Below are 26,391 nucleotides of genomic sequence, written 5' to 3' on the forward strand. Positions count from 1 at the left end.
TAGTAGGTACTATCTACAGGTATGAGGCAACCTGCAGCCCTCGGGTCAGTGACACGTACCGTCGGCGTCGACGTGCCGGTCCTTGTTGCCGGTGGCGAACACGACATCACGACAGACGTGCGATCGACGGCTCCCGCGCTGCGGGCATGCCCAGATGTCTCGCTGTCCGTCGTGCCCGCCCACAACCACAACATCGTCCCGACCCGGGCACTGCTCTGGGACCGGCTGGCGGCGTGGGCAGAAGGCCTCTCGTGACGTATCCGCCGGACCAGCACCTGCTCAGGGACCTTCAAATTCTCAATTGGCTGGAAGGCCCCGACCACGGCGTCGCAGAGCTCCATATCAGCGACGCCGTCCGCGATTCATCGGGGCGCGTCGGGATCGGAGCACTCATCATGATGGCCGACGTCGCGTGCTCCCGAGCAGCCCTGTCCGCCGTCGCGCCGCACTTTGTCGCCACGCTCGACCTCTCGGTCACCACCAGTGGCCGCCCCATGAACGGGCCCGTGAGAACCGATGCCAGGGTCATCCGGAGCGGTTCGAAGATTGTGTCGATCGACGGAGACGTCCGTGACGTCGGGTCGGTGACAGCCTCGTTCGTCCGCATCCCGAGCGAGGCGTCGCTCGTCAGCGACCTACCCGCGATCGGTGTGCGATCGCAGCTCGATCGCGTTGTCGCCTCGCCTACGGGCCCGATCGCCCAGCGTATGGGGTTGCACGTCAGTGGCGACATCGCGGAGCTCGATCGCTCCGACTACGTCGCGAACAGCTTCGGAACGATCAACGGCGGCGCTCTCGGGTTCCTCGTTGCCGCGATCGCCGAGTCCGTCATCGGGTGGACGGCGGCCGATGTCATGCTTCGCTATCTGGATCAAACCAAGGTCGGTCCGGCGAGGGCCACCGCCTCGGTCATTCGACGCACTGCCGACCACGCCGTCGCCGACGTGACGGTTCGCGACGTCGGCGCTGACGGCGCGCTGCTGGCGCGCGCTCTCGTGGGGGCGACGCCATAATGCGTTCCCACGATCGCGGTGGAGCGCCTACCGACCGGCGGGTGGAATGTTCTGGTTTATGTGGAAGAAGTTCTGGGGGTCATAGCGGGCTTTCAGTTGAGATAGCCGGTCGTAGTTGCCGAGGTACGAGGCCCGGACCCGGTCTTGACCCTCGTCCCCCATGAAGTTGATGTAGGCCCCGCCTGCTGACGTGGGATGCAACTCCTGCCAGTACTCCTTCGCCCATCCGGTGATGAGGCCAGCGTTCGCCGGGTCGGGATCGACGCCGACGATCACGCCGGCCCAGCCTCCGTCGCGGTACGCGAAGGCGGTCGCATCGTCGGGAACTCTCGCCGCAGCTCCGTCGATCGGGTACAGGTGCATGGTGGAGTGGCCAGTCGGCAGGCGAGCTCCATACTTGACGTGGGCCTCGATCCCCTCGTCGGAGATGTCGCGGAAGAAGTCTGCGCGCCAGTACCACTGGAGACCGGCCGGATAGAGCGCGTCGAAGGCACTTTGGAGCGCCGAGAACGGCATCTCTTGCAGCCCGACGAGCAGCGGCGAGCCGAAGTCGCGGATCGGGGCCAGCACCTCGGCGGACCTCTCGTGGCTCCCCGTGTAACACCAGACGATGCCGCACGACTTGCGACCCCACAGCTCCTCGGGAAACGGAGGGGCAGGTGGGATGGTAAGGATGCCCAGCCAGCCGCTGAGCTCCTCCGGAAGCGCGGGAAGCAGCTCCCGGTACCACCGCATCACAGCGCCGGTATCCTCCAGATCGTACAAGACGGGTCCCCCGATGACGACACCGTGCTCGCCGATGTCGTGGCAGCGGAAGCGAAAAGAGGTTGCAACGCCGAAGTTGCCGCCTCCTCCACGCAAGGCCCAGAAGAGGTCGGAGTGGGATTCGTTGCTCGCCGTGACGACGGAGCCGTCGGCGAGGACGAGCTCTGCGGACAGCAGGTTGTCGATCGTCAGGCCGAATCGGCGCGTCAGGTAGCCGACGCCTCCTCCGAGGGTCAGCCCGCCAACCCCTGTCGAGGCAAGGAAACCAGACGGTGTGGCCATGCCGTGCTCCCCAGTGGCCCGGTCGACATCTGCCCACGTGCATCCACCGCCAACCTCGACGGTGTGGGTTGACGCGTCGACCGCGATGCCGCGCATCTGGGAGAGATCGATGACCAGTGCATCATCCCAAACGCCTAGACCGCCCGCATTGTGGCCACCGCCACGTATCGCCACCTCGACTCCGTGCTCACTGGCGAAGCGCACGCACGCGGTGACATCTGAGACATCGGCGCAGCGGGCGACGGCAGCCGGACGGCGGTCGATCATCGCGTTGTAGACGGCCCGTGCCTCGTCGTATGCCGGATCGCCAGGCATGATCAACTGCCCGCGGATCCCCGCGGCCAGGGTGTGGAACGGCGGGGCTGAGTGGCGTCGTTCGTGGGTATTGGTGCTCGCTGGAGTCATCGTCGGTCTCCCGTCATGGGCCCTCGTACTATGGACCTGCTGATCGGGACGCTACGGGCGCAGCGTTCGCTCAGCGTTCGCCTCGCCAGTCGAACGACGAGGCGGCGAGCGAACGCTCCTACCAGCGAGATCTGCTCGGCACCTCGCCTCCAGCGTCCTGCTGCACTGGCCGCGGGCGACATCGATTGCCCCGCGGAGCTGCTCCGATGCAGCCGGGCCGGACTCCAGGCCAGCTCGGAGGCGCATGACCTCCGGAAGCCACCAGTTGTCGTCGCGCTGTTCTGCGACGACCAGGGCGGCATCCAGGACGGTGCCGGCCTCCTCGGAGCGCCCCTCGCCGACGAGTGCTTCGGCGAGGAGCGACAACCAGTAGGGCATCCTCGCGTTGGCACCTTGCGACCGCAGCCGGCTGATCCCCTCGCGGATCTGAGAGACCCCTTCGTGGCGACCAGCCGCCCAGCCGCCCAGGATGAGCGCCCACTCGCCGTAGTATGCGAACTCGTAACGCTGGCACAAGTCACGTAGCTCGACCACGGCGTCCCGGAGCGAGGACCTGTCCTCCCGGAGCTGGTGGGTGATGGCCGCATACCCGAGCGCCATGGCGAGGGTGTAGGGATGGTTGGACGCCCTCGCACACGTGATTGCCTCCGCACATCGAGCGCGTGCTTGGTCGTCGTGGCCCAATAGCCAGTGGGCGTGGGCAGCCCACGCCTGCGAGTGGACCTCCGGACGGGTCCCGACGATCATCGAGGTCGCCTCGGGTGAGAGATCGATGGCCTGGTCGAAGTGGGCGGTGGCCACGGCCAGCAGGCCCAGGCTCATCGACGAGCCAGCGAAGGCGAAGTGCGCCTCTCCCGCGAGATCTGGGTCGGCTTCGGCCAGTGCGAGGGCGCGGCCCGCCAGCTCGTGCGCGAGAGCAATGTGTCCCTGGACGAAGCGGACCGTGAACACCCCGACGAGGTTCCGCAGCAGCACCTCCGGCCGGCCCAGGCTTTCGGCGAGAGCCGCCGACCTTTCCAAGGTCGATTGCAGCACGGGGGAGGAGTAGCCGTATAGGGCATTCACCGGCTCGGACATGGTCTGGAGCACATCCAGCTCGCGCTCGTCCCGATCGCGCCCACCGGGCATCTGTTCGATCAAGTCCAGGCACCGACGATGATGCCGGATCGCCTCGGCGTTGGCGAACACGGCGCTCGCCAGCTCGGCGGCCCGACGAAAGTAGCCAAAGGCGCGGTCGGGACGTCCGCCCCGGTCGTACTGCTCGGCAAGCTGCGCGGCGACGTCATCGAAGTGACCGCCGCTGAGAAGCTCGATTCCCTGCGCCAGGCGCCGATGCAGTAGCCACCGCTGTGGTGGGCTCACCGAGGCATATGCCGCGTCCCGGAGCAGGTCATGGGCAAAGTCGTACCCACTCCGCTGCTCGCGCAGGATTCGGCGGCGCCAGAGCTCGTCCACGGCATGCACGAGCGTCTCGGCGTCGAGATCACTCGCTTCGCTGAGAAGGTCGAGGCTGAAGTCCCTCCCGACGGCGGCAGCGAGGCCCGCCACAGTGCGAGCCGCTGGCGAGGCCTGTTCGAGCCGACCGCGGAGGACAGCTTGCAGGTCGCTGACCGGCAAGGGCTGCGCAGCGGTGGTCGGATCCGGCAAGCTGTGGGCCGTCTCGACGACAAAAAGCGGGTAGCCGCCGGTGGCGCCCTGCAGCAGGGCCTCCTCGGCGCTGGTGAGGGGTCGGTGGAGGAGCGACATCGCGAGCTCGAGGGTTCCCGCAACGTCAAGGGGGGCGAGGCCAACATCTGTAACCATCCCCGCTGACCGCATCGCGCGCAGCGACGCCGCGACCTCCCGATTGTCCTCTAACTCGTCTGACCGGACAGTGGCCGCCACCAGCAGCCGCGCCTCGTCGGCAAAGCCGAGAACAAATGCCAAGAGGGCGGCTGTCTCTTCGTCACACCATTGCAGGTCATCGAGAACCAGGAGCATCGGTCGGTCGGCAGACAGCACAGCGCGGGCCAGGCCTTCAAAGAACCGATGGCGCTGCCAGGCGTCGATCGTCGCGCGAGAACCGTCCCCCTGCGATCGCTCGGCGCTGGCTGCGCCGCGATCAGAAGATGGCCCGGATCGTGGAACCAACCGGTCGACCTCAGCTTGCCAAACTGGGTCCAGCGCCTCCACCCCGGGCCGCAGGTCCGGGCTTCGCAGCCAGTCCGCTACCGGGGCAAGAGCAAGTCGGGCTATCCTTCCGAAACAACGCGTCGCCGCCACGGCGGCCCCCTGGGCACCGGCGATCGCAGCCAGCTCGCTGACGAGCCGGCTCTTCCCGACTCCGGCTTCCCCCGACACGACGACGAGGCCGCTCTGTCCGCCAGCCGCCTGTTGCCACCGCTCAACGAGCAGCGCAACCTCGTTGCCACGACCGACGAGCCCAGCACCGGCCGCCCGAGTCGGCCGAGGCCGGACTCCCCCCGACCCTTGCGGCTCTTCGGGGGCATCGCGGCCGTCGAGCAGCCGGTCGACGATCGCGGTGGTCTCACGGTGCGGGCTGACGCCCAGCTCCTGCTCCAGCACCGTCGCGCAGCGGTGGTACGTGCTCACTGCGGCCGCCCGATCTCCGGACTGAGCTTGCAGCTCCATCAGGAAGCGATATCCGACCTCCTCGAGGGGCTCGAGTTGAATTCGCCTACGGGCGACCTCCGCGGCGCGGGTCCGGTCGCCTGTGTCGCGCAGCGCACGAATCGTTCCGTCACACAGATCCACGCATGCCCGGAGCAGAGGCTCTCGCGCCTCGACTACCCAGTCGTCGTAGGATCCGGGCATGAGGTCGCCGCGGTACTCAGCCATCGCTGCTTCGGCGTGAGCGAGGAACCCGGCGCTGTCCCCAGCCGCCCTCGAGGAATACGCCGCCTGACGCTCAGTGTCGAAGACCCGGACATCAACCCGGCAAAGGGGACAATCGCGCCACGTCAACGTGGTTGGATCGACGTCCAAGGAAGGGTCGCCGCCGAGCATCTCCCGCAGGTTGTGAAGCTCGCGTCGTAGGTTCGTACGGGCCTGGGCGTCGGTGGAGTCGGGCCAGAAAACGCCAGCCAACTGCAGCCTGGCCTGGGGAACCCCGGCGTGAAGGATGAGATAGGCGAGAAGCGCGACCGAACGAGACGACGATGAACGACCGTCAGCCTCCGGTCCGCCGGTGACCCGCTGCTCGCTCAAAAGACGGATCTCCAGCATTGGCAGTATGTCTCCGCTCGAATGGATCCTTTGTACAGCCTACGAACAGTCCCATCTCCGTGCTGGCTCAGGGGCCAGAGGCGATCACAGCCCGAGCGCATCCACCACGGGATGTCAGTGTCGGCACGCGGGCGGTACCGTCCCTGCTCGTCTCATCAGGTGAAGATGCCGGCACGGAGCACGCTGGCGACGGCCTGTGCACGGTCCTTCACGTCGAGCTTCCTGTAGATGGAGCGCAGGTGGGTCTTGACCGTCTCCTCGCCCACAACCAGTTGGTCAGCGATCGTGCGATTGCTCAAGCCGTCGACGAGGAGGCTCAGTACCTCACTCTCTCGGCGGGAGAGGCCGAGCTCGTGGCCGGGCCAATGCTCGCCTTCGGTGTGGGCGGCGCCCATGGCGATCCGGGTGGCCAGGGTGGGATCGAGAAGTACCGCTCCGTCGCGGATTTGCAAGAGGTAGTTGACCAGTTGATCGCCGCTCACAGACTTGAGGAGATATCCCGAGGCTCCCCGTTGAAGAGCATCCGAGACGCTTTGTTCGTCGGCCTCGTAGGTGAAGATCACGACCTGAAACGGGGCTTCCCCAGCCGCCCGCCATGCCGACGGCTCGAACCCGGTGGCAGCCAGGAGTCGGACCTCGACCAGAACGATCTCGGCCCTCACCTCAGCGAGGGTGGCAAGGAGGTTCTCGGTGACGGGCACCTTGCCCACCACCTCGACCAGGTCGCGATGGGGGGCCAGCATGCTCCGCAGGCCCTCCAATGTCAGCTCGTCGCTGTTGAGCAGCGCGACACGGAGCGGATGGGTACAAGTGGGCGCGACGGTGCCAGGCTCGAGGGACATCAGCAACACTTGGCGATCAACAGGTCGGGTCGGGCATCAGCGATGTGCCGATGCGTCCGGCTCGGGTGGGCGGTGTGATGCCCGGCATTGACGCCTTGGCCGATATCTCAGAAGGGCACTTTGTGCTCATATTGGACAACCCCCGCAGCATGTCAGCTGCATTAGACGTGCTGCGTGCCCAATCCACCCACCGTCCGCACCAGAAATACACTGGCCGACGGCCCCAGGGTACGGGTCGACGACGAATCTGACAAGGCCCCCTGAGACGCCGGATACCTTAAAAGATGCAGTTTGTCGCGCATCTTTCTCTTCAATAACGACGGTGATCTCTCTGACATGATTCGATTACGTCCCGAGCTTGCGGCCGTCGCGGTCGCATGACGAGGCGACGCCGTCCTCGGCTCGCATTCTCGGAGTGATTACTCCTAGAGTGGGTGCGTGGACTACCGGGTGGAGGAGCTGTCCCGAGCGGCCCTGGTTTCCGTCGACACGATTCGCTTCTACCAGGCCAAGCGCCTCCTGCCCCCGCCGAGGCGCATCGGACGGGTCGCGATCTACGACGACGATCACCTGGAGCGGCTCCGGGAGATCCGTCGACTCCAGGAGCGCGGCTTCACGCTCGGTGTGATCGGCCGAATCGTCCGGCAGGAGCTCGGTCGCGCTGACGAGGCCCTCGTCGAGGCTGTCGTCGGAGGGGCCGACGAAGGGCGTCCCGACGGATCGCCCGAGGAGTTCCTCACCCTCTCCGAGCTGGCGGAGCGAGCCGGGGTGCCCGTGGCCCTCTTGGAGGCCCTGGAGAAGGAGGGAGTCCTCATCCCTCGTCGCCACGAAGGGCAAGGCCGCTACACCGAGGCAGACAGCGCCGCCCTGCGGGCCGGGCTCCGGCTCTTGGAGTACGGGCTGCCGCTCGGCGACGTCCTCGAACTGGCCCGCCTCCACGCTCGGTCCGCTCGGGTGTTGGCCGAGAGGGCGGTCGAGCTTTTCGACGAACACGTGCGCCAGGCCCAACGTCGTGGGGGCGACGAGGATCCCGAGGCCGCGGCCCGCCTGGTCGAGGCGTTCGACGCCCTCCTGCCGGCGACGGTCTCGCTGGTCGCCCACCATTTTCGGCGAACCCTGCTGGCGGTAGCCCAAGAGCACATCGAGGCTGTCGGCGATCAGGACGAGGTGGCGGCGGTGCGATCCGAGGCACTGCGTCGCCTCGAGCGGCCCTTGGCGGTGGAGGGGTGAGCCGGGGCGGGACGGAGTCCCTGCCTCAGGGCGTCGAAAAGTTCCGCCGGGTGACGGCGATGTTCGACACGATCGCCCCCAGCTACGACCGGTTGAACCGGCTCATGACGTTCGGCCTCGACAGGAGATGGCGCCGCCACACCGTCGCCGCTCTCGGGTTGCCGCCCGGGGCGTCCGTGCTCGATCTCGCCTGCGGGACGGGCGACCTCTGCGTCGAGCTGGGGCGGGCGGAGCTCATAGCGTTCGGTGTCGACCTGTCTGCGGGCATGCTCGGGGCTGCCCACACCGTGGCGCCGCTGGTACGCGGGAACGTGGACCACCTCCCGCTGAAGAAGGCATCGGTCGACGGTGCAACCTGCGGGTTCGCCCTCCGCAACCTGGTGAGCCTCGATGCGTTCTTTGTCGAGCTGGCCCGGGTCGTGCGTCCGGGCGGTCGCATCGCGCTCCTGGAGGTGGCCGAGCCGACCAACCCGGCGCTGCGGCTCGGGCACCACTTCTATTTCACCGAGGTCGTGCCGCGCCTCGGAGCTGCGCTGTCGGATGGAGCGGCGTACCGCTACCTGCCCCGTTCGGTTGCCTATCTGCCGCCTCCGGCGTCCCTGGTCGCCATGATCGCCGCCGCAGGCTTTTCCGATGCTCGCCGGCAGTTGCTCTCAGGGGGCATCGTGCAGCTCCTCGTCGGGACGCGATCATGACCACCCGCACGGGATTGGCACGGCGGGGAGCCCTGGTGGCAAAGACGGTCGAGCTTGGCACCGACGTGGACCTGGCTCGCGTTGCCGGACAACACGGCGTCCTGTGGCAGAAGACGGGGACGGGCTTTGCCGGCAGGGGAGTTGCGGCGAGGGTGAGGGTCGCGCCTGGACGGATGGGCTCGGCGGCGGCACACGTTCACGAGCTGCTGGCCGCGATCGACGTGGACGGTCCGCATCCGCCGGTGGCTGTCGGGGCCCTGCCCTTCTCGGCGTCGATCGAGGGTGAACTGATCGTCCCCGAGCTTCTGGTGCGGCGCGAGAGCGATGGCACGACGTCGCTTACCATCACCGGTTCGGATCCCCGCGCCGACGTTGTCGCCGGCGCGGCCAGGTGGCGCGGCGAGCAGTCACGCGTGCGCGACGACGTTCGGCCGGTCGAGTACACGGTGCGGTCTGTGACCGACGTGCGCCGCTGGAGTGAACAGGTCGCCGATGCGGCTCGGTCGGTGGCTGCCGGCCGCCTGGGGAAGGTCGTGCTCGCTCGCGAGGTAGCGGTGGCGGCGAGTCGCACGATCCCTGTTGCCGAGGTGCTCCGACGGCTCGGGACCGCCTACCCGTCCTGCATGGTCTTCGCGGCAAATGGGTTCGTGGGCGCCAGTCCGGAGCTGCTCGTCGCGCGTGATGGTGAGCGGGTACGGTCCCAGCCCCTCGCTGGCACCGCCCCGCGGGACGGCGCGGCGGGCTCCCACCTCGCGGCCGAGTCCTCGCTGATGACATCGGCCAAGGAACGTCACGAGCACCGCCTCGTGGTCGATGCAGTGGGTAGCACGCTCGCTCGCTTGTGTCGCGATCTCGAGGTCCCGGAAGTCCCGTCACTCGTTCCCGTCGGGATCGTCGCCCATCTCGGCACTGCCATCGAAGGCCGGCTCGCCCACCCTCTCCCGTCGGCGTTGGAGGTGGCGCTGGCGCTCCACCCCACGCCGGCCGTGGCGGGGACCCCGACCGAGTTGGCCTTGGCCCACATCGCCGCCGTGGAGGGTGTCGACCGCGGGCGGTATGCGGGGCCCGTCGGATGGGTGGACGCCGCTGGCGACGGTGAGTGGGCGGTCGGCATACGCTCGGCGCAGCTCGCGGGCGGGAACGCCCGGCTGCTGGCCGGCGCGGGCATCGTCGCCGAATCCGTCGCCGAGGCGGAGCTGGTCGAGACCGAGCTCAAGCTCCAGGCCATGCTCAACGCAATCGTGCGGCCCTGAGGCGGAGCGTCAGAAGACAGTCAGACTCAGGATGCGTCAGCCAGCTCGGCGATCGAGCTCGTCGAGGGAAGCAGCGACGGCATCGTGGAGCTCGTCGTGCACGCGCACGTTCGCCCGCTGCTCGGTGCGAACCACGATCATCGTCGTCGCTCCCGCCTTGAACCCCGCCCCCACGGCCGGGGCAAGCTCGTCCAGCCGTTCGACCTCACACGTGGCGATGCCGTGAAGTCTGGCCAGGGCGGCCAGGTCGAGACCATGGGGTGTGGCGAAGAGGCGCTCGAACTCATCGTCGGGTAGCGCCGACGCCTGGGGGAGGAACGAGAAGATGCCGCCGCCGTCGTTGTCAACGACGACCATGACGCAGTTGAGCTCGCGGAGCGCGGCGCCGAGAAGCGCTCCCGCGTCGTGCAGCAGCGCGAGATCGCCGAGGAGCCCTGCCGTCGGGTACCCGGGTCGGCTGGCGGCAGCGCCAAGCACTGTCGAGACGACCCCATCGATGCCGTTGGCCCCCCGATTGGCGACCACGCGCACGTCCTGACGCGGCCTGGCGAACCACTCGACGTCGCGGACCGGCATCGAGGACGAGACGACGAGCGTTGTCTGAGTCGGTAGACAGTCGACCAGAGCCCGGGCGATCCCCGGCTCGGTCGGCGCCCGGTGGCGGGCCAACACACGGTCGAGGGCCTCTTGTGCGGTGGACTCGGCGACGGCCCAGGTCTCCAGCCAGCCGGGGGCGCAGGGCGCAGGCCCGCTGCGGGCCATGGCCCGAAACGCCGCACCAGGATCGGCCGCGACCACCACCCGGGCCGTTCGCTGTGGGTCCAGCCACGAGCCATGGGTCTCTACGGCCGCCTGGTCGGCGCGGGACGCCGCCAGCCACCCGGCCAGGACCTTGGACGCCGGCGGTGCCCCTGCCCTCAGCACGACCTCAGGGGTCAGCTCAGCGGCCAGAGGGCCGTGCCGGAGCAGGGCGTCGAAGGCAGCAACCGTGGTGTGCCCCGGGCGGCGGCAGCCGGAGCGGGGGTCGGCCAGTACTGGCCAGCCGAGGATGCCCGCCAGCTCGTGCACACCGTCGGGATCGCCCGAGCCAGCACCGGCGACGATGATCCCCCGGCGGCCCGATGCCAGCTCGGACAGCTCGACGATGGTGGATGGGGAGGGCGCCCCGGACGCCAGGGCGCGGTGCCAAGGCGCCCCGGCGGGCCGACCGGCCGGGAGCGACCCGCGTTCGCCGACCAAAGGCTCACGGAAGGCGAGGTTGAGATGAACGGGACCCGGCCGCCCGCTCGCCCCGAGCGCCTCGCAGACGGCTCGCGCTGCGAGGGAGCGCCAGGTGCTCGCCGTGGAAGCGTCGGGCACGCCCGGGTCCGTGCGCCAGCGCAGGGCCGCGTCGTACAAGCGAGACTGGTCGATCGTCTGGGGAGAACCGATCCCATGGGCCTCCGGAGGACGGTCGGCGGTGCAAGCGATGAGCGGCACTCCAGCGTGGTGGGCCTCGGTCAGCGCCGGAAGCAGCTCGGCCGCTGCCGTACCGCTGGTCGTCGCCACGACCGCCGGCCGGCCGCTCGCCAGCCCGATACCGAGTGCGAAGAACGCGGCCGAGCGTTCGTCGAGGAAGACGTGCAAGCGAATCCGCTCCTCGGCGCCCAATGCCAACAGCAACGGTGTCGATCGCGAGCCCGGCGTCACCACCGCGTTGGTCACCCCGGCGCGGCGCCACTCGTCGACCAGCGTGGCGCAGAACGTTGCGGCTACGTCCATTGCGCTGTGGGCGTCGCCGGCGCTGCCGATCTTGCCGGCGCTTCCGCCTGGGCTGCCGGTGATGCAACGATGGCTCGGTGCTGCATGCCGAGGTCGAGGGGTCCGGTCCGCGAACGGTCCTGGTCCATGGATTCACCCAGACGCGCCGGTCGTGGGGCCGAGTCAGCCGCGCCCTGGCCCGTCGTTTCGAGGTGGTCCGGGTCGATGCGCCCGGCCACGGGGGCTCGTCGCAAGTCGCCACCGACGTGGCTGGGGGCGCAAGGCTGCTCGGCACCGTCGGTGGGCGGGCGAGCTACCTCGGCTACTCGATGGGAGCCCGTCTGTGCCTGCAGCTCGCCCTGGATGCGTCCTCCCTGGTCCGATCCCTGGTCCTGGTGAGCGGCACGGCTGGCATCGTGGATGGCGAAAGCCGACGGCGGCGACGATCGGCCGACGATCGGCTGGCAGGTGAGCTCGAGCAGATCGGGCTCGAAGCGTTCCTCCACCAGTGGTTGGCGGGCCCGCTCTTTGCCTCGCTCGGGCCAGCAGAGGCCCATCTCGACGCCCGGCGGGAGAACACCGTAGCGGGCCTGGCGACAAGTCTGCGCCTCGCCGGGACAGGCGCCCAGGAGCCCCTGTGGCCGCGGCTCCACGCCCTGGGCATGCCGGTGCTCGCGGTCGCCGGCGCCAAGGACGCGGTGTTCTGCGACCGGGCGGAGGCCATGGTGAGCGCCATCGGCTCGAACGCCGAGCTGGCGCTTGTCCCCGACGCCGGCCACGCCGTGCACCTCGAACGTCCAGAAGCGTTCCTGGCCGTGGTCGAGCCATTCCTCAGCCGATCGAATACGGCTGCGTCGGGCCAGTAGGTCGTCGTTCACCGTGGCCAAACGCCGACGGCGAGCGTGGCCGCGAACAAGAGCTGCAGACGGGCGGTCTCGCTGAGGGCCGCCACCAGAGCGAAGCCCGTTGTGCCGGAGAGCACCCGTCGCATCGGGCGGACAGCCAGCGGGGCGACAACCAGGGCAACCAGCGCTCGCGGGCGGGCAATGGCGATGAAGAACGGACTGATGAGGGCCGCGGTCACCAAGGCGGCATAGAAGCGCCGGGCTCCCCGGTCTCCAAAGCGCACGGCGAGCGTGTGCTTGCCGGCCAGCGCGTCCTGGGGACGATCCCGGAGGTTGTTCACCGCAAGGAGCGCAGCAGCCAGCAGGCCGAGTGGCACCGATGCGGCCAGCGCCAGCCCCGACAGTCGGCCGTGCTGGACGAATGCTGAGCCGGTCGTGGCCACCAGCCCGAAGAACACGAACACGAAGAGCTCGCCCCAGCCGCGGTACCCATAGGGCCGAGGGCCGCCGGTGTAGGCCCACGCGGCGCCGATGCTGGCGGCGCCGACGAGGAGCAGCCAGGGTTGCACGGCGATCGCCAGGGCCGCTCCAGCGGCGCCGGCGACGGCGAACGACAGCAGGGCGGCGGCGCGGACCTGGGCTGGTGCGGCCAGTCCGGAGGCCACCAGGCGGGTTGGGCCTACGCGTTCACGATCCGTACCCCGGGTCCCGTCCTGGTAGTCGTTGGCGTAGTTGACGCCGACTTGCAGAGCGAGCGCTACCAACAGCGCCGCCGCCGCCCTCCACGCCCGTACCGGTCCCTCGCTGGCCGCGACCGCAGTGCCAACCAGGACCGGTGCGACGGCAGCGGGAAGCGTCCTCGGCCTCGCCCCCAGCACCCAACGGTTCTTCCCGGGTCGCATGAGATGCTCACGGACGCCGGGGAAAGCGAGCAAAGTCGGGAGAGCGTTTGTCGAGATAGGCGTCGCGACCTTCCTGCGCCTCGGCGGACGAGTAGTAGAGCAGGGTCGCGTCTCCGGCCAGCTGTTGGATGCCCGCCATCCCGTCGTCGACGGCGTTGCAGGAGGCCTTGATCATCCGGAGGGCGAGCGGGGAATGCTGGAGCATTCGCCGACACCAGGCCACGGTCTCGTCTTCCAACTGCTCGAGAGGGACAACGGCGTTCACCAGGCCCATGGCGAGCGCTTCCTCGGCGTCGTACTGGCGACAGAGGAACCAGATCTCCCTTGCCTTCTTCTGCCCGACGATGCGCGCCAGCAGCCCGGAACCGTAGCCCCCGTCGAAGGACCCCACTCGAGGGCCGGTCTGGCCGAAGCAGGCATTGTCGGCAGCGATGGTCAGGTCGCACACGACGTGCAACACGTGGCCGCCGCCGATGGCGTAACCAGCGACCATGGCCACCACCGGCTTCGGGGTACGGCGGATCTGGATCTGGAGATCGAGCACGTTGAGCCGACCGACGCCGGCCTCGTCGCGGTATCCATCGTCACCCCTGACCCGCTGGTCCCCACCCGAGCAGAAGGCCCGGTCACCCTGTCCGGTCAGGATGATCACGCCGACCGTCGGATCGTCACGGGCGGCGGTGAAGGCGTGGCTCAGCTCGAACAGAGTGCGCGGCCGGAAGGCGTTGCGGACTTCGGGCCGGCAGATGGTGATCTTGGCGATCCCCTCGGCGGTCTCGTAATCGATGTCCCCGTAGTCGCCCGAGCGGACCCAGACAGGCGCGGCGGTCGTTGGCATGAGACCGGCTCCTCCGAAGCGCATAGTCGCCAAGCGTCTACTCCTAGAGTAGTTACTCGTACAATGGGCTACCGTAGTCGCCCGTGCCCTCCCTTGTCGCCTTGGCCGTGCCCGGCGGTCCGTCCTTCGTGACCGAGCTGCGCAGAGCTTGGGACGCCGGGGACGCCGTGGTCCCGGTCGACACCCGGCTGCCGCCGCGGGCTGCCGATCGGCTGCTGGACACTCTCCGGCCAGCGGTGGTGGTAGACGGCGACGGTGAGCGATGGAACCGCCCCGGCGGGATGCCGGTCGAGGCCGGCGACGGCCTTGTCGTCGCCACGAGCGGCACGACGGGCGAGCCGAAGGGGGTGGTGCTCACCCATGACGCCGTGGCCAGTTCGGCCACGGCCACCAGCACCCGTCTCGGCGTCGATGTCCGGTCCGACCGGTGGCTGGCGTGCCTCCCCGTGGCGCACATCGGCGGGCTGGCGGTAATCACCCGGGCGCTCCTCACCGGCACCAGGTTGACCGCGCTCCCTCGCTTCGACGCCGCCGAGGTGATAAGGGCCGCTCGGGTTGATGGCGCGACGCTCGTCTCACTGGTGGCTACCGCCTTCGCCCGGGTCGAGGCGGGGCTGTTCCGCGCGGTGTTGCTCGGTGGGAGCACGCCGCCCCCGAGGCTTCCGAAGAACGTGATCGCCACCTACGGCATGACCGAGACGGGCAGCGGGGTCGTGTACGACGGGCGGACCCTCGACGCTGTCGAGGCGCGCGTCGTCGGGGGAGAGATCATGCTCCGTGGACCGATGCTCCTGCGCTGCTATCGGGACGGCCACGACCCGAAGACCTCCGACGGGTGGCTTTCCACTGGCGACGCGGGAGCGATCCAACCGGACGGGCGGATCACTGTCTTGGGTCGAATGTCGGACCTAGTGATCACCGGCGGTGAGAACGTGTGGCCCCCTGCCGTCGAGGCCGCGATCGCAGGTCACCCCTTGGTCAGCGAGGTGGCAGTGGCTGGCCGCCCCGACCCGGAGTGGGGTGACCGCGTGGTCGCCTGGGTCGTCCCCCGCGACCTCGCAAAGCCGCCTGACCTGGCTTCGTTGCGCACGTTTGTCACCGATCAGCTCCCTGCCTACGCCGCGCCGCGGGAGTTGGTCCTTGTCGGCCGACTGCCCCGCTCCGCTGTCGGCAAAGTGGCCCGCCACGAGCTCAGGTGAGCCGTGGTCTCTGGTGGCCGCTCGGCTATAGCACTAGTCGGGCACCGACAAGCGGTCGAGGCGCGCCGGGTTGGCAGCCACCGGCCTGAGCTCGATGATGCCGCCGCGGGGCAGCAGCGGATCGTCGGCGACGTCGGCGGCCAGGAGCGAGCCCGTGGCGAGTCCGCAGGGGTAGGGCAGATCGGGGAGGCAGGCTGCCAGCGCTGCGCCAGCGGCCAGCCCGACGGAGGTCTCCAGCATCGAGGACACGATCGCCGGAACGCCGGCCTCGTCGACCACCGACAGCGCCTTCCGAACCCCACCAAGGGGCTGTACCTTCACCACGATCGCGTCCGCGGCGGCCAGCCTCTTGAGGTGCCGGGCGTCGTTCACGTCCCTCACAGCCTCGTCAGCGGCCAGGGGCACCTTCACGAGACGTCGTAGCCGGGCCAGGTCGTCCAACCCTGCGACGGGCTGCTCCGCAAGTTCGAGGTCGAAGCGTGCCAACGCCCCAAGCCGAGCCCGCGCTGTGTCCAGGTCCCATGCCCCGTTGGCATCGACTCGAAGTGTGGCGGCGGCGCCCACCGCGTCCCTGACGGCCGAGACACGACCCACGTCGTCGCCTGCTCCGACCTTGACCTTGAAGCACGTGACGCCCATGGCCGCGTCGTCGCCTGCGACGCGGGCCGCTTCGGTCGGTCCAAGCGCCGGTATGGTCGAGTTGACGGAGATCGAGTGACGTCGGGGTGCCGGCCACCCGCGCTCGGCAGCCTCGATGGCAGAACGCGCGGCCATCTTCGGGTCGCATGGGAAGCCTCGCATCGGTGACGCCTCTCCCCATCCTGCCGGTCCGTGGACGATGAGAACCTCACGCTCGGTGGCACCTTGCCAGGACAGCCGCAGAGGAATTCGCAGACGCCACCACCGAAGTCCTGTCCCACCGGGTGGCGGAGACCATCGCACGGGTGCCCGCACGCGTCAGCTGCCGGCCGTCGGAGCCGCCTCGGCGCGGACCTCCGCCAACTCGAACCAGACGGCCTTGCCGTCCGGTCGCCAATCGACGCCCCAGGATGCAGACAGCGCGTGCACCAGGTGCAGCCCCCGTCCGTGCTCTTCGGCGTCTTGGATCGGGACGAGCCGCGGTGGGTCATGGCTCAGATCGCACACCTCAACCCGCAGACGGTTCTCGTGGGTGACAACCCTGAGGGCGAAGTCCGTTCGGGCGTGAACGATGGCATTCGTCACCAGCTCGGTAGTGAGCAGGGTGGCCACCTCGGTGGCGTCGTCATCACCCCATCGCTGCAACGCGGCTTCGATGAGCTGCCTGGCCGCAAGCGCACTTATGGGATCGGGTACCAGCTGAGTCTCGACGTGCACCGTGCCTCCCGGGACACCGACCGACAACGTAGCCGCCGAGGCAGGTCCCCGGCCCTTCGAGGCTCCCCGAAGGCGGGCAGGACGGGCTCCTCTGCGCCAACGTCGCGACAAGACCTCTCGGTGTGGGCTACGCACTGATGCTGTTCATGCCTGCGAGGACGTCCGCCAGCCCGGCCGGGGGGATTCGTCCACTTCGATGTCCCACGGCTCACCCCACCGGACAAGGTCGATCAGCAAACTGAGTGCTTTCACGTTCGTCACCTCCTTGGGAGGCGATAGCAACTCTGCCGCTCGTGCAGTTCTCGATTTCTCAAGCCAACCATCGCCCTGATGCCCGATATTCCAAGTGCGCAGCGCTCGCCCCGCGACGACGTCCCGCAGGTGGACGTTGCGAGAACGGGCGCCGCTGAGTGCGGTGACGGACCGCCGCGGCACGGTTTGTTCGCTCCCGGGATCGGATTGTCTCGGTAGGTGGCCCGAGCGGCGCGTGGCAAGGGCCCCCGGAAGTGTGTCGGCCCGCAGGAGGGGTGATGCCCTGATCGCTCGGGCTAGGGCTGCCCGAAACCCCTCCAACAGGCCGGACGAGATGTCTCTACCCCCATACCGAAATGCGACAAACGGGGATCTTCTGCCCCGCTCGAGGTACTCGTCCGCCCACACCGAGTCGAAGCCGGCCTCTTCCGTCCGAGATGCGTTGTGCCGTCCGGGGATGCGAGGAAGAGGGGCACTCCGCCGTGTGCCCCTCTTCTCGCTCCCTCCGCCCCGGCGCCGGCGCTCCCCCGCCAATTTCTCATCTACCCCGTTCCAATCCCCCCCAAACAGGGCAATGAGGTAGCACGTCTGGGGGAACTGAGCGACCGGGCGAGGGCAGGCTCCCTGGACTGCGCCGGCGTCGCTGGCCGGAATGGATGGCCATAGGGTGGGCGGCGAGGAGGTGTTGGCATGCTCCGGCGGACATTGGGGGGGCAGGGTCTCGAGGTCTCGGCGCTGGGTCTGGGCTGCATGGGGATGTCGTTCGCCTACGGGTCGGTCGACGACGCGCAGGGGATGGCGACGATTCATCGAGCCATCGAGCTCGGGACCACTTTCTTCGACACCGCCGAGGGCTATGGTCCCTACGCCAACGAGGAGCTGGTTGGAAAGGCGATCGCTGGAAGGCGCCACGAGCTGCAGCTGGCGACGAAGTTCGGGTCTCGATCGCTCGAGGATCCTGACCGCGGGCCCGACGGTCGGCCCGACTACGTTCGGCGCGCGATCGACGGCTCCCTGAAGCGTCTCAACGTCGACCAGGTCGATCTGTACTACCAGCACCGTATCGACCCGCTGGTGCCGATCGAGGAGACAATCGGTGCCATGAGCGAACTGGTGACCAGCGGCAAGGTTCGCTTCCTCGGCCTGTCGGAGGCGTCGGCCGATACGATCCGCCGCGCCCACACTGTCCATCCCATTACTGCGGTCCAGAGCGAGTACTCATTGTGGACCCGCGACATGGAGTCCGACGTCCTGCCGACCCTGCGCCAGCTGGGCATCGGCTTCGTGCCCTACAGCCCACTTGGCCGAGGATTCCTGACGGGCCAGATCCGCTCGCCCGACGACCTCGCTGCGGACGACTGGCGGCGGGACAACCCACGCTTTCAGGGTGAGAACTTTCGCCGCAACCTCGAGCTCGTCAGCAGGGTACGAGCGATAGCCGACGACAAGGGAGTGACCCCGGCCCAGCTGGCGTTGGCGTGGGTGATGGCGGCCGGCGAGGACCTCGTTCCCATTCCCGGGACGACGAAGCCCGAACGGGTCGAGGAGAACATCGCCGCCCTCGACGTCGTGCTGACTCATGAGGATCGGCGTCGCCTTGACGACGCCGCGCCGATCGGGGTGGCCGCCGGCGATCGGTACCCGTCGGCCATGATGCCGTACCTGAACGGCTAGCGGGCGGGCAACTGCGGCGGCCCGACGAGCGCGCAATCAGGCAATCGCGGTCCGCCCTACTGGTCACCGGCGCGGGTGCGCCCTCCAGAGCTCGTCCTCGATGTTGTCGTCGTCGAGCCAGTGTTCGAGGTCGTCGGGAGTTCGCCACGCGGAGCGCATCGACCGGGTGTCGATCCTGGCAGGCAGCGCCCTCCGGTCGGGAGCGTAGGTCCATTGCACGTCGGCATTGTTGCACCACCAGCATTCGGTGCCTCGTCCGTAGACTTCGCATGAGGGGCAGTAATAGAACCCGCTCTTGAGCACTTCGGCGTCGTCGGTTCTCGTGCTGAGGGGAGGAGAGCCGTCACGCCCGTACATGAATATGACCGACACCATCGCCATCTCCCAAACCGCCGACAGAGGGTCGCGGGTTGCTGCATTAGGGCAGCAGGACCGTGACGCACAGCCAGCGTCCGCACTCGCCGGCTCCACGTATTGCCGGGCTCGTCGCACGCTGTCGCGGTATTCATCCCCCGCGATCACGCCCGCCTAACGTGGCGATGCGGGGATGCTCTTGGCTCGTGGAGATGCGGCCCGCAAGAATGACCATCATGATCGAGACCTGGGACCTCTGGTTCCCATCCATGGGTGCCACCGGAATCTCGTACGCCCGAAGCCGTGTCGCGTCTGAGGCGGCTGGGGACCGTGTACTTGTTCACGCCGCCCCGCCGAAGCTCGACGTCGTCGTGCGGGGCGAGGATTCCAAGGTCATTGCTGCCGGCTACGACCTCGAACGCCACGAGCCTGGGCCGATGTCCTTCCTCATCCGGTCCGGAGGTGAAATTCGTCTCCAGGACGGTTGGCCGTCAGAGGGCGACCTCGGCCGCCTCGTCATCCTTCCCGGAGGAGAGGCGGGGATCCTGACCGCCTGGTGGCATGCCGACGACCACCGTGAGTGGCGGTGGCAGGTGGAGTTCTCGAACCACGTCTAGGCCCGCTTCACCTCGAGCTAGCGCTCGCCGACGGCCCGAGCGAGCTGCGCCTTGGTCATCCTCGAGCGACCCCGGACACCTCGCCGCCGTGCCTCGTTGTACAGCTGGTCGAAGGTTCGTCCGCCAGCGCCGCGGTGGGATCGCATACCACCCCGACGGCCGGAAGAGATGTCCTGGGTCGACGTCTTGCTGGCGTTGCGCGACTCACCCGCGCGCGCCCGCTCCTTGTTTACCGTACGGGCGGCTATCTCCTCCGCGACACCCGGTGGCCGGCCGCGTGTCCGCAGCCCTTCCTTCACATGCTCGTACTGTCGTTCGCGCTTGTCGTTCCACGCCTGTTGCGGCATCGATGTCTCCTCTCCGAGGTGAGCGGAAGGCTGGACCAGGCGCCCGATAACGAGCTCATCGAGGGCAGACGGGCGACCCGGTCCGTGCCTATCCCATGCATCTCACAGCTGCGTCGATCTTCCCCATCTTCGGCTCGTCACGACCGCCGCGTCGTGTGTGGCGCCGAGCTACCCCTGCTCCGGTTCGAGGAGGAGCCGGAGTGATGGCTCGACTGGGAAGGCACGAGCGCCTCGAGCGCGGTCGACAGAGAATTCTGCACCGTTCGAGCGACATCCGAGCCCGCCTGCAGGGATGTACGAGCGATCTTCTCGGCGGCTTCGATGCTCGCCCGGACAGCGTCCTCGGCGGCGCCGAAGGCGACATCTGTTCGTTGACGAGTTGAAGTAGCCATTGACCTTCCTTCCAATCGGGTACCCGTTTGTTGTACCCGCATAGGGGCGTTACCTAACGGTGGCGGGCGCGACCACGGGGTGAATTGAGCGGGCGTTGGCGGGGAGCATTGTGCGCCCGAGGACACGATTCGTGCATCCGGGCGGTGGGTAGAAACCGTGAAGTCAATGAGCCGTTCCGCAGCGCCGAGCTCGTCACGTTTTCGGTTCGCTGCTGGTCAGGTCCGCCGGGGGTAGGCCAGCGCAACGAGGAGGACGAGATGACGGAGAATCGCTACTGGATCCAGCTGGCTACCGAGCAGTTCCCACCGAGCGACCTGGTGAGACAGGCGGTGGCGGCGGAGGCGGCCGGCTTCGACGCCCTCAACGTGAGCGACCATTTTCAGCCCTGGTGGGAGCCTGGCGAGTCCGGCCAGGCGTGGATTCTGCTGGGTGCCATCGGTCAGGCGACGAAGCGGATCCCGATCGGTACGGGAGTGACCGCACCGGTGCACCGCTACAACCCTGCGGTGGTCGCACAGGCGTTCGCGACCCTCGAGCAGCTGTTTCCCGGACGAGCGTTCCTCGGGCTGGGCTCGGGTGAAGCCTTGAACGAGGTGCCGACAGGGATGGAGTGGCCTTCCCCTCGAGGGCAGGTCGCTCGGCTCGAGGAGGCGCTGGAGATCATCACCCGACTGCTCCGGGGTGAACGGGTCGACCACAATGGCGAGTTCTTCCGAACCAACGCCGCCTATCTCCACACCAAGGGCCAGCGACGCCCACCGATCTACATCTCGGCCTTCGGCCCTGGCGCGGCGCGACTGGCAGCGCGGTTCGGGGACGGCATGTGGACCCTGGCCGATCCGAGCTTGGCACCTCGTGTGGTGGAGGCCTACCGCGAGGCCTGTGAGGGCCTGCGGAGGGCTCCCGGTGAGATCATCCTGCAGAGTGGCTTCTCGTGGGCCGACGAGGACCAGGCGGCCCTGGACGGTGCTCGAGTGTGGAAGGCCGCTCAGCCCCGTGAGTACTACTCCGACGACTGGCACGACCCCGCCAAGATGCACGCCAAGGCGGCATCAGAGATCTCCGATGAGCAGTTCTGCCGGAGTTACATCATCTCGTCAAATGCTGATGAGCACGCTGAACGGGTGCGCGGGATCGAGAAGATGGGATCCACTGTCGTCTGTCTTCAGAACGCATCGGGCGCCGACCCTCATGGCGCCCTTCGTGTGTACGGAGACAAGGTGCTACCTCGACTTCGAGGCAAGCGGCTCTAAGGCTGGTGCGGGGCCACCGGGGTCGCGGTCCGCCCGGCTTGCCCCGCTGAGCTGGGCGCCGATCGCTCCGTAGCGCCGGCCCGCTTCTTGAGCTCGGCGGTCGCGTCGGTTATGGCCGATCCCAACGCCTTGAGGCGAGGCATGAGCTCCCGAGCGCCGAGGAGGCCGAACCCGACCGTGTCGAGGTAGCTCAAGACCGTGATATTGAGACCGAGGCCGTCGAAGATGGGGCCGAGGGGGTACAGCGCGGTCAGGCGGGCCCCGGCGAAGTAGAGCGGGAACTGCGGTCCTGGCACGTTCGAGATGACGACATTGTGGATGGGAGGATGCCGTCCCCCCAAGCCCATGGCTGAGTACAGCCGAGCCGCTTGGGAGAACACGTTGGGGGCCGCCAGCTCGGCCCACTGCTGGAGCATCGTGGCCCCGACGGCGTTGTGCTCCTCCTTGGCCCCGGTGGTCGACTCGTGAATGATCTGAAGGCGCTCCACCGGGTCATCGATGTCGGTCGCCAGCGAGGTGAACATGGCCGACACCTGGTTGGCCCCAGCTCCAGGTCCGTCGCCGTTGGCGCGAACGGAGATGGGCACCGTAGCCAGCAGAGGCTTCTCCAAGTGCTCGCCTTCCTCCTCGAGGTAGCGCCGCAGGGCTCCGGCGCAGATGGCGAGGACTGCGTCGTTCACGGTCGCGCCGAAGGCGTTCTTGATCGCCTTGACGTCGGCCAAGGGGACACTCACGAGCTCGACCCTGCGGTGGGGAGTGATGGTGGAGTTGAACGAGGTGCGCGGGGCGGTCAGCGGTGTCGCTCCCTTGGGCGCGCCGCCCCGACGACGCAAGGCGAGCTTGAACAGTGCGCCCGCCGTGGTGGGGACGAGCCTGGCCAGCTCGACTGGCCGTCGAAGACGCCAGGCCAATGCCTGTCCGAGCATCGCCGCGTCCGAGGGCTCTCGCTCCGGCTCCCATCGCGACGGTGGTCGTTCCTCGGTGGGCTCCGGAGCAAGATCGAGCAGGTGGGCCAGGATGTTGGCCCCCGAGACACCGTCGATGGTGGAGTGATGCATCTTCGAGATCGTGGCGACCTGTCCATTCTCCAATCCCTCCACGACCCAGATCTCCCAGAGGGGCCTCGATCGGTCCAGCTGGAGACTGACGATGTGTCCGGCAAGCTCGACGAGCTCGTCGTGAGCCCCCGGGGCGGGGACCGCGACCCGACGCAGGTGGAAGTCCAGATCGAAGTCGGGATCCTCTATCCACACCGGGTGGTGAAGGTTGAAGGGCACGCTCACCAACCGGCGACGGAACGGAGGGACGAGGTGAAGACGCTCGGCCACCGTCTCCTTGATGTGAGCGAACGAATACCCGTTCGGCACCGTCGAGGGATCGAAGGTCATCACCGACGACACGTGCAGGTGATTGGCAGGCGTCTCGAAGTAGAGAAAAGACGCATCGAGCCCGCTCAGTCGTTCCATTGGTCAGCCATCCCCCGTTGCGAACGCCTTGCCCGAGAAGGGCCTGCGCCATCCAGGACAGAAGCGTCGCCCGGCCGCTCTCGTCCGGGATCTACCCAGGAAGGGGCTCTACAAACGCCCGGACGTCCACAGCGGGCTGGGTGGCAGCTCGCCGGTGCTCTCAGGGTGGGCAACACACAGCCAGGTGTCCATTCGGCTGGCGAAAGGGTAGGAACCGACGAGACGGCTCGACGGCGAGCTCGAGATCCTCGAGGAGAGGTGCCAGAAGTACCCAGGGCTCGGCGAGCCTTCTTCGACATCTGGTCGCGCTTCTATGATGCGCCGCCTGCCCAATGGGCGGTGTACCGGCCGGTTCACGAGGCGGTTCTCGCCGAGCTGCGGACCCAACCGGTCCGACGCGTTCTGGACGTGGGTTGTGGCACGGGGATCCTGACTGCTCGGACTGGAGCGCTCCTGAGCGGTCTCATCTGCGGGTTCGACCTCTCCTTGGGCATGCTCGAGCAGGCGGCCCGTCGCCGGATCGGCCCCTGGGTCCAGGCCGACGCTGTCCGACTCCCGGTATGCAGCGAGTCCGCCGATGCCGTGGTATCGACCGAGGCCTTCCACTGGTTCAGCGATCACGACGCCGCGCTGCGAGAGTTTCGCCGGGTCCTCGTCCCGGGAGGTCGGGTGATCGTGGCGGTCGTGAACCCTCGCAGCGTCGCTGCAGCGCGCATGGCGCAGAGCTTGTTCGCCAGGGCCGGTCAACCTGCTTACTGGCCGACCCGCGCTGAGATGCGCGCCCGCGTCGAGGCTGCAGGCCTTCGAGTGCGTCGCCAGAGCCCCGTCCTTCGGGTGTTCGGACTGTCCTTTCCCACCGTCGTCACCGTCGCTCAGCGCACGGAGTGAGGATCGACCGCGAGCAACGTCCTGCCTGGCGCTCGTGGTGGACTGAGATGTCGGTGAGTCGAGGGCGGGGAAGGACCCGACGGTCGTCGGCCCGGTCTACGACCCGGACGCCGCGTGGTATGCGGCGTTGAACAGGTTGGTGCTGCGAACGTCGCCCGCAAGACCGATGTCCATCCGGTTCATCACGTACCCGACAGCAAGCCCGGCGTCAGGGTCAGCCCATCCAACCGAGCCGCCGGCCCCGAAGTGGCCGAAGCTCCTGGGCCCGCCCATCACGATGAGCTCGGAGGGCACCATGTAGCCCAAGCCGAACTGGATGTCGAGGTCGAGAAGCACCAAGTCCGGTCCGCTGGTGACCCGGGTAGTGGCCCGCTGCATCTGGTCCTTCCCGAGGCTACGGATACCGTCCGTCTCGCCGATGATGCTGGCGTACATACGGGCCAAGGAGCGAGCGTCGGTCACGCCGTTGGCAGCGGGGACCTCGGCGGCGCGCATGGCGCGCGAGTTCCAGACCACCTGATCAGCGAGAGCACCGCCGGGGGCCACGAGCGCCTTGCCAAGGCTGCTGCCGGGTCCCAGGAAGGCGTCGATCATCTCGGCCAGGTCGGCGTCCTTGGGGATCTCGAACGGAATCACCGGGACCACGCGCCGCTCCTCGGCCTCTGGCAACCCAATCCAGAAGTCGAGACCGAGGGGCTCGGCGATCTCGGTGCGAAAGAAGCTCCCAACGCTGGTACCCGTAATCCGACGGATCACCTCGCCGACCAACCATCCGTAGGTCGTGGCGTGGTAGCCGTGTCGCGTGCCCGGGTCCCAGTTGGGCGTCTGCCGGGCCAGAGCGGCGACGACGGGGTCCCAGGAGAGCGCTTCATCGAGACTCATCTCGCCATCGATCCACGCCAGCCCGGCCTGGTGCGACAGTAGGTACCTGACGGGGATCTCTGCCTTGCCTCCCTGGGCGAACTCGGGCCAGTAGCGGACGACGGGGGCGTCCACCTCGAGTGCCCCTCGCTCGGCGAGCACGTTGGCGCACAGAGCTGTCGCCCCCTTCGTGGTGGAGAACACCAAGACGATGGAGTCCTCCTCCCACGGTCGTCCCGTGGAGGGGTCCGCCGTGCCGCCCCACAGGTCCACCACCTTTCGACCGTGGTGGTAGGCGGCAACGGCAGCTCCGACGTCGCGTCCCGAGTCGAGGTTGTCGACAAAGGCGTCGTGCACCGGATCAAACCCGGGAGCGACAGACCCGTGCACGGGTGTTCGTCGATCGATGGTGCCCATCGCTCAGGACAGTGGGGTGAGATCCGGGATGTCCGGCGATCGACGACGAGAGGGGTCGAGGAGGCTACGCATCTCTGCCCAGACATCGCCATGCCGAAGAAGGTCGAAGTGATGCATGCCCCCGAGCTGCCGTTCGCCGTCTACGGGAAAGGCGACGTGTTGGTGCCGCCGCCTGCGCCCGTGCGCGCTTGCCGGCCGGACCAGCAGGTCGCCGACCAGCCGTCCGACTAGATGGGAGGGGTCGGTGGTGACGGTGACGCTGATGGCGTAGTGGTCGGCGCCGTCGAGGAGTGGGGCGTCATGGCGGTGATCGCGCAGACAGGTCTCCGCGTGGCAATCGATCCAATCCTCCTCGAGGATGTAGCCGAAGCGCAGGTCTCGGATGCCGGCGCTCGGTCCGTTGACCATGGGGGCGAAGGCTCTCGTCTCCGGCGCTCTGGCCAGCAACCAGCCGAGCAGACCGGCTCCTCGAGCGAGCGGCGCGCCCAGATGAGGCGAGCCCAGATAGAAGATGTGGCGGACTGCGCCGACCCACGCCTCAGCGGCGGCCTGGCCATCGTGGCAGGCGCTGCGGATCACCAAACCTCCCATCGAGTGGCCGATCAGGAGCAGCTCCTCGACCGGCGCAGGCCAGGCGTCGGTCAGCTCCCTGAGGAGCCCAGCGAGCTCGCGGCCGTTGTCGGAGATATGACGTCCGGTGTTGTAGCGCAGGTACACGGGGGTGTAACCGAGCTCGTCGCGCAATGCGTCGCCATAGCTCACCTGGTCGACGGCGCCCCGGCCCGGTCTCCAAGAGCCTTCGGTCTCGCCCAGTCCGTGGACGAACACCACCAGCTTCGGGGTGGCACGCGGGTGTGTCGCGGCGAGCGCGGCGCGCGTCAGGACGACATCCCGGCCCACCTCCCGCACCGCCATGGGGATGGCCAAGGGATCGCCGGCATCGGCGAGCCGGTCGCCGATCGCGGCGTTCAGCGCCGACAGCGCCACGTTCATCGAGGAGCTCGGGCCCGTCTCTCGATCCTCGCGAGCGACCATCGACATGACCTGTCCGGTGCACGCCCCGGCGATGGAGCCGCCGCCGCGCAGGCCTCCGTACACCGCCTGGGCGATGCCGTCGTGCACCACCCGGGCCGGGCGCCCCAACGGCCCGGTGGGACCGAAGGAGCGCTTGGCCACGGCCTGGTGCACGTGCTCCACCTCGGAGACCACCCCGCCGAACAGCTGGCCGGCGAGGCGACCGGCTGCCCGAACCTCGTCAGACCTCATACGATCTCCCCCC

24 protein-coding genes are annotated in these 26,391 nt (G+C 68.3%); 11 read left to right on the forward strand and 13 right to left on the reverse strand.

Going from position 1 to position 26,391, the window contains the following annotated elements:
- The first annotated feature begins 21 nt into the window (after positions 1-21).
- Together VH112_02260 and VH112_02265 are read left to right on the forward strand one after the other, a co-directional pair.
- A complete protein-coding gene (locus VH112_02260) occupies positions 22-255 on the forward strand; it encodes a hypothetical protein (protein ID HEX4539040.1) in 234 nt (77 codons plus the stop codon).
- Positions 252-1,013, forward strand: a complete 762-nt coding sequence (locus VH112_02265) for a hypothetical protein (protein HEX4539041.1) — start codon at positions 252-254, stop codon at positions 1,011-1,013. The genes VH112_02260 and VH112_02265 overlap by 4 nt, the downstream gene beginning before the upstream one ends.
- A gap of 27 nt (positions 1,014-1,040) precedes the next feature.
- Here VH112_02265 and VH112_02270 read toward each other — a convergent pair whose 3' ends face one another.
- The 3 genes from VH112_02270 to VH112_02280 form a co-directional block, all read right to left on the reverse strand.
- Complete coding sequence (locus VH112_02270) at positions 1,041-2,465, reverse strand: FAD-binding oxidoreductase (GenBank protein HEX4539042.1); 1,425 nt, start codon at positions 2,463-2,465, stop codon at positions 1,041-1,043.
- 51 nt (positions 2,466-2,516) lie between these two features.
- Entirely contained in the window at positions 2,517-5,690 is a 3,174-nt protein-coding gene (locus tag VH112_02275) for an AAA family ATPase (GenBank protein ID HEX4539043.1), read from the reverse strand.
- 155 nt (positions 5,691-5,845) lie between these two features.
- Positions 5,846-6,532, reverse strand: coding sequence for a response regulator transcription factor (locus VH112_02280; GenBank protein ID HEX4539044.1), 687 nt, complete (start codon positions 6,530-6,532; stop codon positions 5,846-5,848).
- Positions 6,533-6,970: 438 nt separating this feature from the next.
- Between VH112_02280 and VH112_02285 the strand changes: the two genes are divergently transcribed.
- From VH112_02285 to VH112_02295, 3 genes are read left to right on the forward strand one after another with little or no spacing between them, the layout of a single operon-like run.
- On the forward strand, positions 6,971-7,762 hold the full coding sequence (locus VH112_02285; GenBank protein HEX4539045.1) for a MerR family transcriptional regulator: 792 nt from the start codon (positions 6,971-6,973) through the stop codon (positions 7,760-7,762).
- A 50-nt stretch (positions 7,763-7,812) separates the two neighbouring features.
- A complete protein-coding gene (locus VH112_02290) occupies positions 7,813-8,457 on the forward strand; it encodes a ubiquinone/menaquinone biosynthesis methyltransferase (protein ID HEX4539046.1) in 645 nt (214 codons plus the stop codon).
- A complete protein-coding gene (locus tag VH112_02295; GenBank protein HEX4539047.1) occupies positions 8,454-9,710 on the forward strand; it encodes an isochorismate synthase in 1,257 nt (418 codons plus the stop codon). Before VH112_02290 ends, VH112_02295 begins: the two co-directional genes overlap by 4 nt.
- A gap of 36 nt (positions 9,711-9,746) precedes the next feature.
- Here the strand turns inward: VH112_02295 and menD are convergent, their stop codons facing one another.
- The gene (menD, locus tag VH112_02300) at positions 9,747-11,471 is read right to left on the reverse strand and encodes a 2-succinyl-5-enolpyruvyl-6-hydroxy-3-cyclohexene-1-carboxylic-acid synthase (protein ID HEX4539048.1); all 1,725 of its coding nucleotides are present in this window, start codon (positions 11,469-11,471) and stop codon (positions 9,747-9,749) included.
- A gap of 77 nt (positions 11,472-11,548) precedes the next feature.
- On the opposite strand from menD, the gene VH112_02305 reads away from it, so the two are divergent.
- Positions 11,549-12,316 (forward strand): alpha/beta fold hydrolase, encoded by a 768-nt coding sequence (locus tag VH112_02305; GenBank protein HEX4539049.1) that lies wholly within the window; start codon positions 11,549-11,551, stop codon positions 12,314-12,316.
- Positions 12,317-12,324: 8 nt separating this feature from the next.
- Here VH112_02305 and VH112_02310 read toward each other — a convergent pair whose 3' ends face one another.
- Together VH112_02310 and menB are read right to left on the reverse strand one after the other, a co-directional pair.
- On the reverse strand, positions 12,325-13,197 hold the full coding sequence (locus VH112_02310; protein ID HEX4539050.1) for a 1,4-dihydroxy-2-naphthoate polyprenyltransferase: 873 nt from the start codon (positions 13,195-13,197) through the stop codon (positions 12,325-12,327).
- A 7-nt stretch (positions 13,198-13,204) separates the two neighbouring features.
- Positions 13,205-14,035 carry a 1,4-dihydroxy-2-naphthoyl-CoA synthase gene (menB, locus tag VH112_02315; GenBank protein HEX4539051.1) on the reverse strand — a complete coding sequence of 277 codons (831 nt, stop codon included), beginning with the start codon at positions 14,033-14,035 and terminating at the stop codon, positions 13,205-13,207.
- A gap of 83 nt (positions 14,036-14,118) precedes the next feature.
- Between menB and VH112_02320 the strand changes: the two genes are divergently transcribed.
- Positions 14,119-15,234 carry an AMP-binding protein gene (locus tag VH112_02320; protein ID HEX4539052.1) on the forward strand — a complete coding sequence of 372 codons (1,116 nt, stop codon included), beginning with the start codon at positions 14,119-14,121 and terminating at the stop codon, positions 15,232-15,234.
- A 33-nt stretch (positions 15,235-15,267) separates the two neighbouring features.
- Here the strand turns inward: VH112_02320 and VH112_02325 are convergent, their stop codons facing one another.
- Complete coding sequence (locus VH112_02325; GenBank protein HEX4539053.1) at positions 15,268-16,008, reverse strand: enolase C-terminal domain-like protein; 741 nt, start codon at positions 16,006-16,008, stop codon at positions 15,268-15,270.
- Between the two features lie 183 nt (positions 16,009-16,191).
- A complete protein-coding gene (locus VH112_02330) occupies positions 16,192-16,590 on the reverse strand; it encodes an ATP-binding protein (GenBank protein ID HEX4539054.1) in 399 nt (132 codons plus the stop codon).
- A 942-nt stretch (positions 16,591-17,532) separates the two neighbouring features.
- On the opposite strand from VH112_02330, the gene VH112_02335 reads away from it, so the two are divergent.
- Positions 17,533-18,516 carry an aldo/keto reductase gene (locus VH112_02335; protein HEX4539055.1) on the forward strand — a complete coding sequence of 328 codons (984 nt, stop codon included), beginning with the start codon at positions 17,533-17,535 and terminating at the stop codon, positions 18,514-18,516.
- 63 nt (positions 18,517-18,579) lie between these two features.
- Here the strand turns inward: VH112_02335 and VH112_02340 are convergent, their stop codons facing one another.
- Positions 18,580-18,897 (reverse strand): hypothetical protein, encoded by a 318-nt coding sequence (locus VH112_02340; protein HEX4539056.1) that lies wholly within the window; start codon positions 18,895-18,897, stop codon positions 18,580-18,582.
- A gap of 209 nt (positions 18,898-19,106) precedes the next feature.
- Between VH112_02340 and VH112_02345 the strand changes: the two genes are divergently transcribed.
- Positions 19,107-19,487: a hypothetical protein gene (locus tag VH112_02345; GenBank protein ID HEX4539057.1), complete on the forward strand. Its 381-nt coding sequence runs from the start codon at positions 19,107-19,109 to the stop codon at positions 19,485-19,487.
- A gap of 17 nt (positions 19,488-19,504) precedes the next feature.
- Here VH112_02345 and VH112_02350 read toward each other — a convergent pair whose 3' ends face one another.
- Positions 19,505-19,834 (reverse strand): hypothetical protein, encoded by a 330-nt coding sequence (locus VH112_02350; GenBank protein HEX4539058.1) that lies wholly within the window; start codon positions 19,832-19,834, stop codon positions 19,505-19,507.
- 650 nt (positions 19,835-20,484) lie between these two features.
- On the opposite strand from VH112_02350, the gene VH112_02355 reads away from it, so the two are divergent.
- Positions 20,485-21,480 (forward strand): TIGR03557 family F420-dependent LLM class oxidoreductase, encoded by a 996-nt coding sequence (locus VH112_02355; protein ID HEX4539059.1) that lies wholly within the window; start codon positions 20,485-20,487, stop codon positions 21,478-21,480.
- Here the strand turns inward: VH112_02355 and VH112_02360 are convergent.
- Positions 21,477-22,946 (reverse strand): wax ester/triacylglycerol synthase family O-acyltransferase, encoded by a 1,470-nt coding sequence (locus tag VH112_02360; protein HEX4539060.1) that lies wholly within the window; start codon positions 22,944-22,946, stop codon positions 21,477-21,479. The two genes, VH112_02355 and VH112_02360, sit on opposite strands and share 4 nt — an antisense overlap.
- Before the next feature lie 339 nt (positions 22,947-23,285).
- Between VH112_02360 and VH112_02365 the strand changes: the two genes are divergently transcribed.
- Complete coding sequence (locus VH112_02365) at positions 23,286-23,834, forward strand: class I SAM-dependent methyltransferase (protein HEX4539061.1); 549 nt, start codon at positions 23,286-23,288, stop codon at positions 23,832-23,834.
- A gap of 96 nt (positions 23,835-23,930) precedes the next feature.
- On the opposite strand, the gene VH112_02370 is transcribed toward VH112_02365, so the two are convergent.
- Both VH112_02370 and VH112_02375 read right to left on the reverse strand, forming a co-directional pair.
- The gene (locus VH112_02370; GenBank protein ID HEX4539062.1) at positions 23,931-25,052 is read right to left on the reverse strand and encodes a serine hydrolase domain-containing protein; all 1,122 of its coding nucleotides are present in this window, start codon (positions 25,050-25,052) and stop codon (positions 23,931-23,933) included.
- 63 nt (positions 25,053-25,115) lie between these two features.
- On the reverse strand, positions 25,116-26,378 hold the full coding sequence (locus VH112_02375) for a hypothetical protein (protein HEX4539063.1): 1,263 nt from the start codon (positions 26,376-26,378) through the stop codon (positions 25,116-25,118).
- Positions 26,379-26,391 lie beyond the last annotated feature (13 nt).

This window comes from Acidimicrobiales bacterium, assembly GCA_036270875.1.
Lineage (GTDB): Bacteria > Actinomycetota > Acidimicrobiia > Acidimicrobiales > AC-9 > AC-9.